Annotated in this window: 15 protein-coding genes; 7 read left to right on the top strand and 8 right to left on the bottom strand. The window is 69.4% G+C overall.

Going from position 1 to position 13454, the window contains the following annotated elements:
* Positions 1–93: 93 nt before the first annotated feature.
* The 7 genes from B141_RS0132535 to B141_RS0132560 all read right to left on the bottom strand — a co-directional run bounded on the left by B141_RS0132535 (position 94) and on the right by B141_RS0132560 (position 5998).
* On the bottom strand, positions 94–1257 hold the full coding sequence (locus tag B141_RS0132535) for a peptidoglycan recognition protein family protein (RefSeq protein ID WP_020579375.1): 1164 nt from the start codon (positions 1255–1257) through the stop codon (positions 94–96).
* Positions 1258–1363: 106 nt separating this feature from the next.
* Complete coding sequence (locus tag B141_RS0132540; RefSeq protein ID WP_020579376.1) at positions 1364–1861, bottom strand: DUF6644 family protein; 498 nt, start codon at positions 1859–1861, stop codon at positions 1364–1366.
* A complete protein-coding gene (locus tag B141_RS46495; protein WP_020579377.1) occupies positions 1858–2667 on the bottom strand; it encodes a DUF6152 family protein in 810 nt (269 codons plus the stop codon). Before B141_RS46495 ends, B141_RS0132540 begins: the two co-directional genes overlap by 4 nt.
* Before the next feature lie 353 nt (positions 2668–3020).
* A complete protein-coding gene (locus tag B141_RS51880; RefSeq protein ID WP_237742863.1) occupies positions 3021–3413 on the bottom strand; it encodes a sensor histidine kinase in 393 nt (130 codons plus the stop codon).
* Positions 3295–4275 (bottom strand): histidine kinase dimerization/phospho-acceptor domain-containing protein, encoded by a 981-nt coding sequence (locus B141_RS44050; protein ID WP_237742861.1) that lies wholly within the window; start codon positions 4273–4275, stop codon positions 3295–3297. Before B141_RS44050 ends, B141_RS51880 begins: the two co-directional genes overlap by 119 nt.
* Entirely contained in the window at positions 4272–4964 is a 693-nt protein-coding gene (locus B141_RS0132555) for a response regulator transcription factor (protein ID WP_026257768.1), read from the bottom strand. Before B141_RS0132555 ends, B141_RS44050 begins: the two co-directional genes overlap by 4 nt.
* Positions 4965–5047: 83 nt before the next feature.
* A complete protein-coding gene (locus tag B141_RS0132560; protein WP_020579380.1) occupies positions 5048–5998 on the bottom strand; it encodes an SDR family NAD(P)-dependent oxidoreductase in 951 nt (316 codons plus the stop codon).
* Between the two features lie 171 nt (positions 5999–6169).
* On the opposite strand from B141_RS0132560, the gene B141_RS0132565 reads away from it, so the two are divergent.
* From B141_RS0132565 to B141_RS0132590, 6 genes are all read left to right on the top strand, one after another.
* Positions 6170–6754 carry a TetR/AcrR family transcriptional regulator gene (locus B141_RS0132565; RefSeq protein WP_020579381.1) on the top strand — a complete coding sequence of 195 codons (585 nt, stop codon included), beginning with the start codon at positions 6170–6172 and terminating at the stop codon, positions 6752–6754.
* 143 nt (positions 6755–6897) lie between these two features.
* Positions 6898–7209 (top strand): hypothetical protein, encoded by a 312-nt coding sequence (locus B141_RS0132570; RefSeq protein ID WP_020579382.1) that lies wholly within the window; start codon positions 6898–6900, stop codon positions 7207–7209.
* A complete protein-coding gene (locus B141_RS0132575) occupies positions 7206–8249 on the top strand; it encodes an AAA family ATPase (protein WP_020579383.1) in 1044 nt (347 codons plus the stop codon). The genes B141_RS0132570 and B141_RS0132575 overlap by 4 nt, the downstream gene beginning before the upstream one ends.
* Positions 8246–9229 (top strand): DUF58 domain-containing protein, encoded by a 984-nt coding sequence (locus B141_RS44055; protein WP_020579384.1) that lies wholly within the window; start codon positions 8246–8248, stop codon positions 9227–9229. The genes B141_RS0132575 and B141_RS44055 overlap by 4 nt, the downstream gene beginning before the upstream one ends.
* On the top strand, positions 9226–10173 hold the full coding sequence (locus B141_RS0132585; protein WP_020579385.1) for a VWA domain-containing protein: 948 nt from the start codon (positions 9226–9228) through the stop codon (positions 10171–10173). The genes B141_RS44055 and B141_RS0132585 overlap by 4 nt, the downstream gene beginning before the upstream one ends.
* On the top strand, positions 10170–11141 hold the full coding sequence (locus B141_RS0132590) for a S1C family serine protease (RefSeq protein WP_020579386.1): 972 nt from the start codon (positions 10170–10172) through the stop codon (positions 11139–11141). The genes B141_RS0132585 and B141_RS0132590 overlap by 4 nt, the downstream gene beginning before the upstream one ends.
* 721 nt (positions 11142–11862) lie before the next feature.
* Here the strand turns inward: B141_RS0132590 and B141_RS0132595 are convergent.
* Positions 11863–12483, bottom strand: coding sequence for a chloramphenicol phosphotransferase CPT family protein (locus tag B141_RS0132595; RefSeq protein WP_020579387.1), 621 nt, complete (start codon positions 12481–12483; stop codon positions 11863–11865).
* Between the two features lie 172 nt (positions 12484–12655).
* Here B141_RS0132595 and B141_RS0132600 point away from each other — a divergent pair, with 172 nt between their 5' ends.
* Positions 12656–13243, top strand: coding sequence for a Chromate resistance protein ChrB (locus B141_RS0132600; protein ID WP_020579388.1), 588 nt, complete (start codon positions 12656–12658; stop codon positions 13241–13243).
* Positions 13244–13454 lie beyond the last annotated feature (211 nt).

Raw genomic sequence — 13454 nt, forward strand, 5'->3', positions numbered from 1 at the left:
GCAGCAGGTCGAGCCGGCCGCACTTGGCGTTGCCTCATCGGGATCGCTCCGCACCCGTGGCGCCTATGCTCGCCGAACCGGAGAACAAGACCCTCAGTCGAAGGCTTCGCGGACGATGCCTCCGGTGATGACGCACCACGTGCTCGTGTCGACGTCACCGTTGGGCGGGAGTCCGTGCAGGCGCTGCAGATCCTGGACGGCCTTCGAGGTCGCCTGGTCGTACCCGCCCGACATCGTGAGCTCGGCGTACCCCTTGCGACCAAGGATGAACTGCACCGCCGTCACCGGCAGGCCGGTGGATCCCTTCCCGAGTGGTTGTACGAGCGACTCCCAGGTCGGCCCGGTCAGCGTGGCGTCTACGTCGACGGGAATGCCGTTGCGTGCCTGCCAGTCCTGGACGGCGCCGACGGTGTCGGCTCCGAATACGCCGTTGGCTGTGAGTTGGTATCCCCTGGCGTTCAACAGATACTGCGCGACGCGGACGACCGGTCCACCAACGAACTTCCAGATGTCTGGCCAGCGGCGCCGCGGCACCAGGTTTCCACGTTCGCCCAATCGAGCTGCGACCCGGCGCCGCAGCATCGGGAACTGCCGGTAGAACGCGATGCCCGGGCACTGCGTGTCCCGGAAATCCCAGTGCCCGAAGAGATCCCAGGAATGCAGGCCGTACTGCTGGCAGATCGTGACACACAACCGGGTCAGTGAATCGAGTAACGCCTGGGGCGGCGTCTCGGTGATGTAGGTGCCCTCGCTCTCGATGCCGATCGCATTGCCGTTCTCGCCGGGGCAATGCGCGGCGATCACCTGCTGCTCGCCGACCCGCAGCGTCTCGAGGCTGCGGTGCCGGCCTTCGAGCACATACCCACCGCGGCTCACCGTGAAGTGCTGGCCCGTGTCAGCCCAGCCGTTCCTGTCCATGTGGAGGTCCTGGCAGTCCTGAGCCAGCCGGATCGCCTGATCGCGGGAATAGTCCGTGACATTCGGGAATGCCATGTGGTGCACGATGATCTTGTTGGTGACATTCCCGCTCAGCTGGATCGGCGCCGCCGGCGGCCGGGCGCCCCAATCGTCACAGCTGACAATCCAGGGGAATTCGTCACCGGGCGCAGCGTGCGCGGGCGGCGCCGTGGGGAGTTCCGAGCCGATGACTGCGACCGCCGCCGCACCGAGCCCGGCCTTGAAGAGGCCGCGCCGCCCGAGTCCTGGCGCATGCACGAGTCCCGACGATTGGGCGGGTCCTGATGACTGGAGATCCATGGCGGGGCTCCCTCCGCGGCAGGAAACTGGCGACATCTTACGTGTCACTTGATCATCCTGGAAGGTTTTGCCCACACCTCCGTTGCATGACGTCGTACGAGCGAGGTCAGACGTACGCGATGAGCCGGCCGCAGACGATGATCGTCGGCCACAAGAGGAGCGACGCGATCGCCGGCACCTTGACGTACCCCGGACTCCGGTCGCGACCCTCCCAGCGGCCGATGGTGCGGTAGGGGCCGAGGTGGAAACCCGCCGCGTTGAGGCCGGCCAGCAGGATCAGCAGGGCCTTCAGCTGTAGCGCGGGATTGTCGGCCAGGCTGACCGCGTTCGCCATCAGCATCAGAAATCCAGAGCTGGCGACGATCCCGAACCCGACCCAGGACCACGGCAGGAGCGAGCGGGCGGCAGTGGACACCGGAATGCCCCGCGCCGCGCCGAGCAACCTCAGGTCGAACACCGCGGCCACACCGACGAAGAGCGCGATCCCGATGATGTGGGCACTTTCCAGGCCCGGATAGGCCCACGGGAGAGTACGCACCGTCTCCGCGACCGGCGTTCCTTCCAGCCAACTCAGAACCCTCTCCAGCCCGTCCCGCACAGTCACGAACCAGCTTCCGGATCCTTGGCCGCGCCCGCGCGTCGTGCCGCCAGGAGTACGAAGACGACCGCCGCACCGACCACACCGGCCGCGGCGGCCCCCACGATCGCGACCAGGTTTCTGCTGCTGTCGTCACTGTCGCTGGCGGCGTCGCGCGACGGGCCGGCAGCCTGCTCGCCACGGTTCTCGGCCGCCTGCCCAGCGCTCCCCTCGGACTCGGTCTCCGCGGAGCCGGTGGGGCACCCGTCGGTGATCCGGGTGATCGTCCCCTCGTACTTCAGGCGTTCACCGGCGAAGCTGATCAGCTGGACCCGCAGCTCGTCGTCGTACTCATCGCCATCGCAGCGCCGGTAGGCGATCGCGGACACGGTGTCGCCCTCGCCGGGACGGTTGTCCATCGACCCGATCGTCCCGGTGATATCGGGTGGGAGCAGGAGTTCGCGGTCCTGGCCGGCACCCTCGACGACCGGCTCACCCTGCCAGAACTCGCGGCCCCGGATGTCCCAAACGTCGCCGAGGTCAGCGGGGGCAGAAGGTTTGGCCGGGACCCTGATCTGGAGAACGGCGTGGGGATAGCCGTAGCTCGCCTTGATCACGGTGCCGCTGAGGTAGATCGGCCGGCTCGCGTCGTAGTCGCCGGTTCCACCGTGGTGCGCCAGGGCCGGCGCCGCGAATCCGCCCAGCACCACTGTCCCGACAGCAGCCGCACTGAGTACCGCGGTCTTCAGGACGACCGCCGTGAATCGGCGTACCCCTCCTGAACGCCTGCGGGCGCGCGGTCTGGTGCCGTGCGTCGACGTGGCCCCGACCATGCGAACGTCCTTCCAGGTTTACGAATGCGAGGTGCCGCCAGCTAGCTGTGGTGCGATGAGGCAACGGCCAGCATCGCCAGCGGACCAGAAAGCGGACCGAAAGCCCTGCCTGGATGGCGTTGTTCAATACCTCTCGCGCCTGCAGATCGCAGTCACCCCAACCTCCCCAGCGATCTCGCCTCGCGAGGAACTCTCGACCCGACCAAGATCTACGCCGCCGAGGTGCGGCCACATGATCGTGAAGGATTCTCGTCGCTATTTGACCAGAATCCTTCACGATCCTTGAATGCCTCTTCACCTTGCGTGGTGAGGATTTGGCGCGTGAGGTCGCGGCGGGGGCGCCGCGCACGCTGTCAGGCCTCTACCACCTCAGCTCGCGGGCCGAGGGGATCGTCGGCGGGCGGCGCGGCGGCACGCCGGTCGGGCGCGGCCAGCGACCGATCGGGCAGCCAGAGGACGAACGTACTTCCGACCCCTGGCGCGGAGTGCACGGCGACCGAGCCGCTATGACTTTCGACGATCTGCCGCACGATCGCCAGCCCGAGGCCGGACCGGCGCTCCCCGCTCGACGGCACGGCAGCGCCGCCACGGTTGGAGCGGTAGAACCGATCGAAGATGCGTTCCTGGTCACCGGCGGCGATCCCCGGCCCTGCGTCCCGGACGGCGATGAACGCCCAGCCGTTCTGGCTGCCGACGGCAAGCACCAGTTGACTCTCGCCGGGCGCGAGGCGGACGGCGTTCGACAGCAGGTTGTCGACCGCCCGCCGCAGCGCCTGCGCATCGCCGGCCACGACCGGGCCAGACGCCAGCCGCCGGGCGAGTGGCGAGCACCGCGTACTCCTCCGCGGCCTCGTGCGCGATCGCCGCGAGGTCGACGTCAGTGTCGACGAACGCCGGTGAACTTCGCCGGGCCGACGCCAGCAGATCCTCGACCAGCTGCGTCATCCGGCGAAGCGCACGGGTGACGATCGCGCTCGCCTGCGCCCGCGACTCGGGCGTCGCGGTGTCATCAGCGAGGACGGCATCGACATTCGCCTGGATCACCGCGAGCGGATTGCGCAGCTCGTGCGAGGCGTCGTCGACCATCTGGCGCTGCGCGGCGAACGCATCCTCCAGCCGGCCGAGCATGCCGTCGACCGTGTCGGCGAGGGTCCGCAGTTCGTCGCGCGGCCCCTTGAGCGCGATCCGGCGGGAAAGGTCAGTGGCGGAGATCTCCTGTGCGGCGGTGGTGATCTGGCGGACCGGCCGGAGTACGCGGCCAGAAAGCCACCATCCGGTGCCCAGGCTGGCGACGAACAACCCGCCGAGCGCGGCCAGGGAGTACGTCTGCAGCCGCTTGATGCTCTTGTAGTTGACCGCCGCCTCGACACTGCGGATATCGGCCGCGAGAAAGGAATGGCCTTCCTTGATCTGGAGTTCGCCAGCCGAGTCGCGATACGTCTTCTGCACCGTGATCGTATTGAGCGGTGCCGCCTCGGCGTTGGTCCGCAGGGTGAGAAAGACGCCACCCAGCAAGAGCGCGGCAAGACCGAACAGCACCGCGGAGTACGTAACCGTCAAACGGAACCGAATCGTCTGCGCCCACAGCGGAATCCAACGCCGCCTCATGACGCGACCCGCAACCGGTAGCCGCGCCCGATCACCGTTTCCAGCAAGGGTTCCTCGCTGTCAACCGTGAGTTTGCGGCGCAGTGTACCCACCGTCACGCGGACGCTCTGGGTGAACGGGTCGGCGTTCTCATCCCACACGTGTTCTAGAAGCTCTTCGGCCGAGACCACGTGGCCCGGCCGCGACATCAGATAACGCAGCACACCGAACTCCTTCAAGGTGAGCTGGAGTTCCCGGCCATCGCGCGAGGCGAGGTGCCGTGCGCTGTCGAGCAACAAGCCGCCCACCGTGAGTACCGCCGAGCCGGCGGTGATGTCGCGGCGCAGAAGCGCCCTGATGCGGGCCTGCAACTCCACCAGGGCAAAGGGTTTGGTGAGGTAGTCGTCGGCGCCCTCGTCGAGTCCGCGGACCCGATCCGCGAGCCCGGCCCGCGCGGTCAGCATGAGCACCCGCAGGTCGGGACCCGCCGCCGTCGGGATCACGCCGCGCCGCACCCCGCGGCACAGGTCGAGGCCGTTGGTGTCGGGCAGGGTGATGTCGAGGATCATCAGGTCGTACGCCGTTGCGGCGAGCTTCTCCACCGCCTCGGCGCCGGTGAGTGCCGCGTCCACGGCATAACCGGCTCGGGCCAGGCCGGTACGCAGCGCACTGACGAGCCCGTCTTCGTCCTCCACAAGTAGCACACGCACGGCAACCACCGTAGCCGCGCGCCGGCCCGCAACCGGGTCGCTCTTTCGGTCGGCTTTCGTACTAAGGAACGCGAGCCGGGGGCTTACGCGGACAGCATCTCGACCGAGACCGTCCACAGCCGCGCGGCCGCCTCGGGGTCGAGGGCGTAGGCGGCGACGCCGGTAAGGGCGTCGAGCCGGCTCTGCTCGGCCTCGTTGCAGTCCTCGAAGTAGCGCCCGCCGATGCCGTCGAGCAGCGGCGACGTCGCGACCAGCACCGATGTGGCGGCACCCTGCTCGGGCGTCTTCCACTTCCGGCCGGCGCCACCCGCGGCGGCGGCGGCGCGCAGCCGCTCGAGTTCCTCCTCGCTGACGTAGCGCTGCAGGTTGGTCCGGATGCCACCAGGCATGAGCGCGTTGGACGTGATGCCGTCGTCCGCCCAGCGCCTCGTCGCCTCGACCGCGAACAGAACGTTCGCCGTCTTCGACTGCCCGTACGCCAGCCACGGCTCGTACTCGCGCCGCTCGAAGTGGATGTCGTCGAAGACGACCGGCGAGCGATGGTGGGCACTGGAACTGACCGAGACGACGCGCGCCCCGCCGGCGGCCGCGAGCGCGCCGTGCAGGCCGGTGGCCAGCGCGAAGTGGCCGAGGTGGTTGGTGGCGAACTGCATCTCCCAGCCCTGTGGGGTTCGCATCAGCGGCGATGCCATCACGCCGGCGTTGTTGACCAGGATGTGCAGTGGGCCTTCCCACCCGGCGACGAACGACGCGACCGAGGCCTGGTCGGCCAGGTCCAGTGGCGCGACGAGAACCTGCTTGTTGCCGGTGGTCGCGGCGATGTCCTCAGCGGTGCGCTCCCCTGCCTCGAGGTTGCGGACGGCCAGGGTTACTGCCGCGCCCGCACCGGCGAGCGCCCGGGCGGTTTCGACGCCGATGCCGGAGGCGCCGCCCGTCACGACGACGCGGCGACCGGTGAGATCGATGCCGTCCACGACCTCCGCGGCAGTGGACTCGGCGGTGAACGGTGTGGTGATGGGTGTGTTCGGAGTCATGATCTTTCTCGCGTCATTGGGCAATGCGGATCGGGAGGCCCAAGCGGTACGATCTGAACCGGAGGAGCCTCCGGTATGACTCCCACCCTAATCGGAGGATCCTCCGGTTGCAAGCCCTGCCCGAAGTCCGACGGGTCGCGACGACCCGAAGCGACCGGTAAAGGAGGAGCCGTGGCCGCGCCTGACTCCCGCCGGCTGCGCGCCGACGCCCAGCGCAACCGCGACCGGCTGCTCGACGCCGCCGTACGCGCGTTCTCCCAGGAGGGCCCGGACGTCACGCTCGATGCGATCGCGAAGGACGCGGGCGTCGGTATCGGTACGCTCTACCGCCACTTTCCCACCCGCGAGGCGCTCGTCGAGGCGGCGTACCGCAACGAGCTCGGGAGGCTGTGCGACGCTGCCGCGGACCTCTTGCGGACCATGCCGCCGGACGAAGCGACGCGTGCCTGGATGGATCGCTTCGTCGACTACATGACGACCAAGCAAGGCATGGCCGGCGCGCTGCGCGCGGTCATCGCTTCCGGTGGCAACCCCTACGAACAAAGCCGCGACCGGCTCACCGCCACGATGACCACGCTGCTTCGCGCCGGCGCCGCTGCCGGGACCGTGCGGTCGGATGTCGAACCCGGCGACGTGCTCGTGAGCCTGAGCGGCGTCCCCCTTGCCGCGGGCGAGCCGGCACAACGCGAACAGGCCCGCCGCCTGCTCGACCTGCTGATGGATGGCCTCCGCTTCGGCGCCACCTCCGCGGACTGACGCACCGAAGCCGCGCTCCGGCGCGTAATCGGGCCGCTCTTTCGGCCTGCTTTCGCTCTTCCTTCCGGTCGTTTTCGCGGCCGCTTGATGTGCTGCCGGGTAGCTGGCCGGATCAGCCGGCCACTCCGGAAGGAACGAGCCGCATGCCTGAGCTCTCCCGACGTCCCCGGCTTTCCCGTCTCCTCCTCGTTGCTGGCGGCGCCGGTGCCGCCTGCGCGTTGACGCTCGGCGGTGTCGCGTACGCCCTGGGTGGCGAGGAGTCCGAGCCGACGTACGTCCAACTCACCGACGAAACCCCTGACCGCGCCGACCAAACCCCTGACCGCACAGGCGAAGCGAGTGGCGGGAGCGCGCGGACCAGCGCCGAGGAGTGGGACTGCCCCGAGAAGGCGGGCCGCAACGGCGGCGCCAGCGAGGCGACCAGCCCTGACGAGGCTCCCGCAGGTCGCGCATGAGCGAGCTGAGCGAGCTCGTTCCAGAAGTCCAGTCCGCAGCTGGGCCGGGTGCGGCATCGGCCCTGCTCGAACGGGTCCTGGTCGAGGTGAAGCGGGTCGTCGTCGGCCAGGACCACCTGGTCGAGCGGATGCTCGTCGGCCTGCTGGCACGCGGCCACTGCCTGCTCGAGGGAGTGCCAGGGGTTGCCAAGACGTTGGCCGTGCGGACCCTGGCGGAGGTGGTCGGGGGTCGGTTCGCCCGGTTGCAGTTCACGCCCGACCTGGTGCCCGGCGACATCGTGGGCACCCGTATCTGGCGCCCGTCCACGGAGTCCTTCGACACCGAACTCGGGCCGATCTTCGCCCATCTCGTACTCGCCGACGAGATCAACCGCGCGCCGGCCAAGGTGCAGTCCGCCCTGCTGGAGGCGATGGCCGAGCGTCAAGTCAGCATTGGCGGCGCCAGCCATCCCCTCCCAGAACCCTTTCTGGTGTTGGCGACCCAGAACCCCATCGAGTCCGAAGGCGTGTACGTCCTTCCCGAAGCCCAGCGGGACCGGTTTCTCCTCAAGATCTCCGTGGGTTATCCGAGTCCGCTGGAGGAGCTCACCATCCTGCAGCGGATGGGCGTTCGCCCTCCGCACGCGAGCGCAATCCTCACCCCCGAACGGGTCGCCGAACTCCAGGACGCGGCTGACGACGTCTTCGTCCACCACGCGGTCGCGGAGTACGCCGTCCGGCTGGTCCACGCCACCCGGGAGCCGGCGCTTTACGGGCTGGCCGATCTGGCTGAGCGGCTGGAGTTCGGGGCCAGCCCGCGGGCGACGCTCGGGCTGGTCGCGGCGGGGCGCGGACTCGCGCTGCTCCGTGGCCGCGACTACGTACTCCCCAGCGACATCGCGGACGTGGCGACGGACGTGATGGCGCACCGGCTGGTCCTCACCTTCGAGGCGCTCGCCGACGCCGTCGATCCGAGGAGCCTGGTCGAGCACGTGGTGGCCACGGTGGCGCAGCCACGCGTCGTACCCGCCGACGACCAGCGAGCGGAGTCGGCCGCATGAACGCCGGTGGCGACATGGACGCCGGCATGAACCCTGCCGGGCAGGAACGCGCGCTGCGCAAGGTGGAGTTGACGGTACGCCGGAAGCTGGCCGGCCTGCTGCACGGCGACTACACGGGCCTGCGGCTTGGTCCGGGCAGCGAGCCGGACGAGTCCCGGCCGTACCACCCCGGCCAGGACGACGTACGCCGGATGGATTGGAACGTCACCGCCCGCACGCTCGACCCGCACGTGCGGGCACCCATCGCCGAACCGGAGTTGGAGACCTGGGCCCTGGTCGACGCCTCCGCGTCGATGGACTTCGGTACGGCGGCGGTGGAGAAGCGGGACCTCGCGACCGCGATCGTGGGTGCCGTCGCGCTGCTCGCGGACCGGCCGGGAAACCGGTTGGGCGTGCGGATCGCGTACGGCACCACCCTGGGCCGGATTCCGGCTCGCGCCGGTGTGGTGGCCACCCGCCGGGCACTCAGGACCCTGCTCGCACTGCCCCGACTCGCACCCGGATACCAGCCGACCACCGACCTCGCGCGGGCGCTGACCCTGCTGCACAAGGAACATCCGCGGCCGGGACTGCGGGTCGTGGCGTCGGACTTCCTCGACGGCGGCGAGCGCGACCACGACGGCCCGCCAGTCTGGCAGGGGCCGTTGCGGCGGCTCGCGACCCGGCACGAGGTGATCGCGGTCGAGATCATCGACCCGCGCGAACTCGAACTCCCCGACGTCGGGCTACTGACCCTGGTCGATCCCGAGACCGGGCGGCGCCGGGAGGTGTCGACCAGTAGCCGGCGTCTCCGGGAACGCTACGCCGCCGTCGCCGACGCGCATCGGGCCTGGACCCGCGCGGCGTTCCGATCCGCGGGCGTCGCGCACCTGGTCTTACGGACCGACCGGGACTGGGTGCGCGACGTGGCGGCGTTCGCGGCCGCCCAGCGACGAGCCGCCGCCCGCCGGCCCGCCCGGCCTGGAAGGGAGTACCGATGACGTTCCGCGAGCCCTTCTGGCTCTGGCTGCTCGCCGTCGCCGCCGCCCTCGTCGTGGCGTACCTGATCGCCCAGCGGCGCCGGTCGCGGTACGCCATCCGGTTCGCCACGCTGCCGATGCTCGAACGCGTCGCCCCACGGCGCCCGGGCTGGCGCCGGCACGTTCCGGCGGCGGCGTTCCTCGTCGCGCTGGTTCTGCTGACGCTCGCGATCGCGCGTCCGGTCACCGACGTCCGCGTACCCCGCGAACGCGCCACCGTCCTGGTCGCCCTCGACACGTCCCTGTCGATGCGGGCCACAGACGTGGCGCCGAGCCGGATCGAGGTGGCCAAGCAGGCCGCGACGGAGTTCGTCGAAGGGCTGCCCGAGCGGTTCAACGTCGGGGTGGTCGGATTCTCGGGTACGGCGTCCGTCGCGGCGCGACCGAGCACCGACCGGCAGGTTGCCGTGACCGCGATCCAGGACCTCACGCTCGGCGAGAGCACCGCCATCGGCGAGGCCGTCTTCACCAGCCTCGACAGCATCGCCTCCCTTGACGCGCGCGCCGCCGAGGATCCGCCGCCGGCCCGGATCGTGTTGCTGTCTGACGGGGCCAACACCTCGGGCCGAGCGCTGGAGGAGGCCGCGCGGGCGGCTGAGGCGGCCGGCGTACCCATCTCGACCATCGCGTACGGCACACCTGATGGCACAGTCGAGATCGGCGGCCAGACCACCGCCGTACCCGTCGACTCCGACGCGCTGGCGCAACTCGCCCAGGACAGCGGCGGGACCTTCGCGAGCGCGCAGAGCGACACTGAACTCCGCTCCGTCTACGACACCCTCGACTCCTCCATCGGTTGGACCATGGAGGAGCGCGAGGTGACCACCATGGTCGCCGGGCTCGCGCTGGCCGCGGCCGTGCTCGCCGGGTTGGCCTCCCTGCGATGGTTCGCCCGCCTGCCATGACGACCACCCGCGGACCAGACTTCTTCCTGCCACCATCGACCCGACCGCAAGGTCGCGTTGACAGTGGCCCTCCGAACGCCACCGCGCCGCCGGCGGTCGCCCCCACCGCACCGGCTGGACGCAGCGCCCCGCCAGCACCCTCCCCCGACGCGCCGTCGCCCGGCGGCACGGCCAACCGGGCCTGGCGCCCGGTCCGGGTCGTCGCCGCGGCGATGGCGCTGGCGGTGCTCGCGGGTGGCGCCGCCGGCTGGATCGGCGGCGCGGTGGCATCGTCTACGTCGGGCAGCGACAACGGCGCTCCCGTCAACCTGCCCCTGCCTGGCCCGCTACGCGGCTCCCAGTCGCCGGCTCCACAACCGGGGCGGGGTTCCAACACGATCGCCGACGCCGCCGCGGCCGTCCTGCCGAGTGTTGTGACGGTCCGGGCCACGAGTGGCCGCGGGCAGGGCAGCGGGTCCGGTTTCGTCCTTGACGGGCGCGGTCACCTCCTCACCAACGCGCACGTGGTGTCGGGCGCGAACACCGTCACGGTCGTGCTGCCGGACAACCGGACCGTACGAGCGACGATCGTGGGCGTGGACACCGCGACCGACATCGCGGTGCTTCGTACCACCGCCTCCGGCCTACGCCCCGTCACGCTTGGACGGTCGGCCGACCTCCGGGTGGGCGAGAGCGTCCTGGCCGTCGGATCACCGCTACGCCTCGCCGGGACCGTCACCGCCGGCATCGTGAGCGCACTCGACCGCGAGGCCGCACTGGGTGAGTCGCGCCGCCAGGAGGTCATCCAGACCGACGCGGCCATCAACCCGGGCAACTCCGGCGGGCCGCTGGTCAACGCCGGAGGCCAGGTGGTCGGCGTCAACACCGCGATCGCCACCGTCGGACCGCGCGGCAGCGGCAATATCGGCATCGGCTTCGCCATACCCATCGACCGAGCCGTCGAGGTCGCCGAGACCCTCATCGACTAAGAGGTTGCTCGGACAGGGAGGCGCAGCCAGCGACGCGATCTGCTGCGTGACGAGCCAAATGATCACGTATACGTGGTCATTACATGCCTTGCATGGCACCGACACCATGCGAAGCAGGCAATGACCACGTAAACGTGATCATTTGGGGCAACCAAGGGGGCCCTGGAGCTCGCATGGTGTTTTGAATAAACCTCCGAGTGCGTCCGCGACTTGTCCGAAGGTTCTGCGCGTGGGAGGGGTGTCGATCCTTCCGACAAGTCCCTGATCCCTCACCGCGGCGGGGTCGGCTGTCTCGCGTGCCGGACGGCTTGCGCTGTATCTCAGCATCCGGGCTGACTGGGTGTACGCGATGTGAGACTCCGGGGACCCCACGCGGGAAGTCGCCACTATGCAAGGCAAATTGAGCGTGCTTCATGGCGAGATGCCGCGTGAGGTCGCGCCCGTCTCACATGGCGTACACCCGATCGTTCCGGATGCCGAGAAATGCAGGAGCAACCCGAACCCAAGGGCTTGTCTCATATCGTGGGCAGGTCTGAAGGGCCTTGCGTCGAACCTCGAGTAGATGCCCAGTTCCCGCGCGAAAGTGGGCATCAACTCAAGGTTCGGCGAGCGCGGGTGCCCCGGCCGCCACATCGTCGCCGGGTACCACGTCGGCCTCTGCTCGGGCCAGGGCGCCAACGATCGTCCAGGCGCGAGTTGGCGGTGCCCCTGCTGGTTAGCTTCATGTCGTTGCCATCGCCGCGAGTTGCTGGAAGGCCGAGGGCGGCGGGGAGCTCTCCAGCCGCCGGCGAATCCGCTCGGCGGACTCCTCCGGAGTGAGCAGGGAGGTGTCGACCTCGAGGTCGTAGATCCCTGGCCGGTGGACGGCCTGCTGCCACCGCGCCACGCGCATCGAGGCCTCCGAGGGGTCCTGAGCGCCCCACGTGACGCGCCGGCGTTCGATGACCACCTCGTCCGGGCAGCGTACGCCGACGAAGATCACCGGCAACCCTGTCAACTGCCGCGCGCAGGCGGGAAGGATTCCGCGCGGGACGGAATAGTCGTCATGGTGCCCGACGTCCGCGACGACGTTCGCTGCGAGCCGGCTGTGTGCGGCGATGGATTCGTACATCGCGCGATACAGGACCTCGACCAGCGGCTCGAGGTCGGGGCGTTCACCCCCGGGTCGGAGGCCGATTCCGGGTTGGTAGCGCTCGGGGGTCATCCGTTTGAACGCGTCGACCCCCATGTTCATCCACACACCGTCGAACGACTGCTGGATCGCGGCGGCGATGCTGGATTTCCCGGCGCGCGGGATGCCGTTCAGGATCACGATCTGGCCCGGCCGTTCGCCTGTCACCACGCGCTGTCCTTCCCGTCTACGTCCACGATCCGACCCGGTGATTCTTGGCTGAAACGCTGGCCGGCTTCAAGTCCTCCCCGAGCTCCGGCCACGGCGCGCCGCTCGCCGCGTAGCGCATAGCGCCGCCCGGTGGGGTTCAGGGAGCGGCTCTTGGATCCGGCCGGCTAGCCTGATGGACGTGTCCGCCGCATCCCGTCGTCCCGCCGCCAAGGACCCCTCGGACGGCCCCTGGCTCATGTTGATCTACCGCGTGCCCAGCGACTCCTCGCGCGCCCGGGTGGCAGTGTGGCGCGAGCTCAAACGGCTCGGCGGCCTGTACGTGCAGCAGGCCGTGTGCGTGCTGCCCGACCGTGAGGACCTGCGGGCCAGCCTGGAGCGAGTACGCCAGCGCATCGCTGACCTCGGCGGAACCAGCATTTTCCTGACCCTGCGGGATGTCGAACCCGATGCCCGCGAGCAGTTCGTCGAGGGGTTCCGGAGCCAGTCGGCCAAGGAGTACGCCGAGATCGTCGAGGAATGCGACACGAAGTTCGTCAAGGAGATCGAGTTCGAACGCTTCCGAAGCAACTACACCTTCGAAGAGGCCGAGGAGATCCGGCAGGACTTGGAGAAGCTGCGTCGGTGGCTGGCGAAGGTCGAGGCACGCGACTGGATGTCGGCCGACGGTAGGCAACTCGCCCGGCAGAAGGTCGCCGACTGCGAGCAACTGCTGGAGCAGTTCGAGGCCGACGTCTACGAACGTACGATGAACAACCCCTAGCGGGAGTTTCCGGCCTTCGTAGTTGACCGGCGTGTCTTCCTTGTGGTGCTTGAGGTTTTGGTTCCGCGGTTGTATTACCCATATATGGCGTCGATCGTGGGGAAGCGTCGCGGGAAGCAGACCTACTACTACTTGGTGGAGTCGGCGCGGGTGGACGGCAAGCCACGCATCGTGTCCCAGCTGTACCTGGGCAGCGCTGAGGAGGTGATGG

This window comes from Actinopolymorpha alba DSM 45243, assembly GCF_000373925.1.
Lineage (GTDB): Bacteria > Actinomycetota > Actinomycetes > Propionibacteriales > Actinopolymorphaceae > Actinopolymorpha > Actinopolymorpha alba.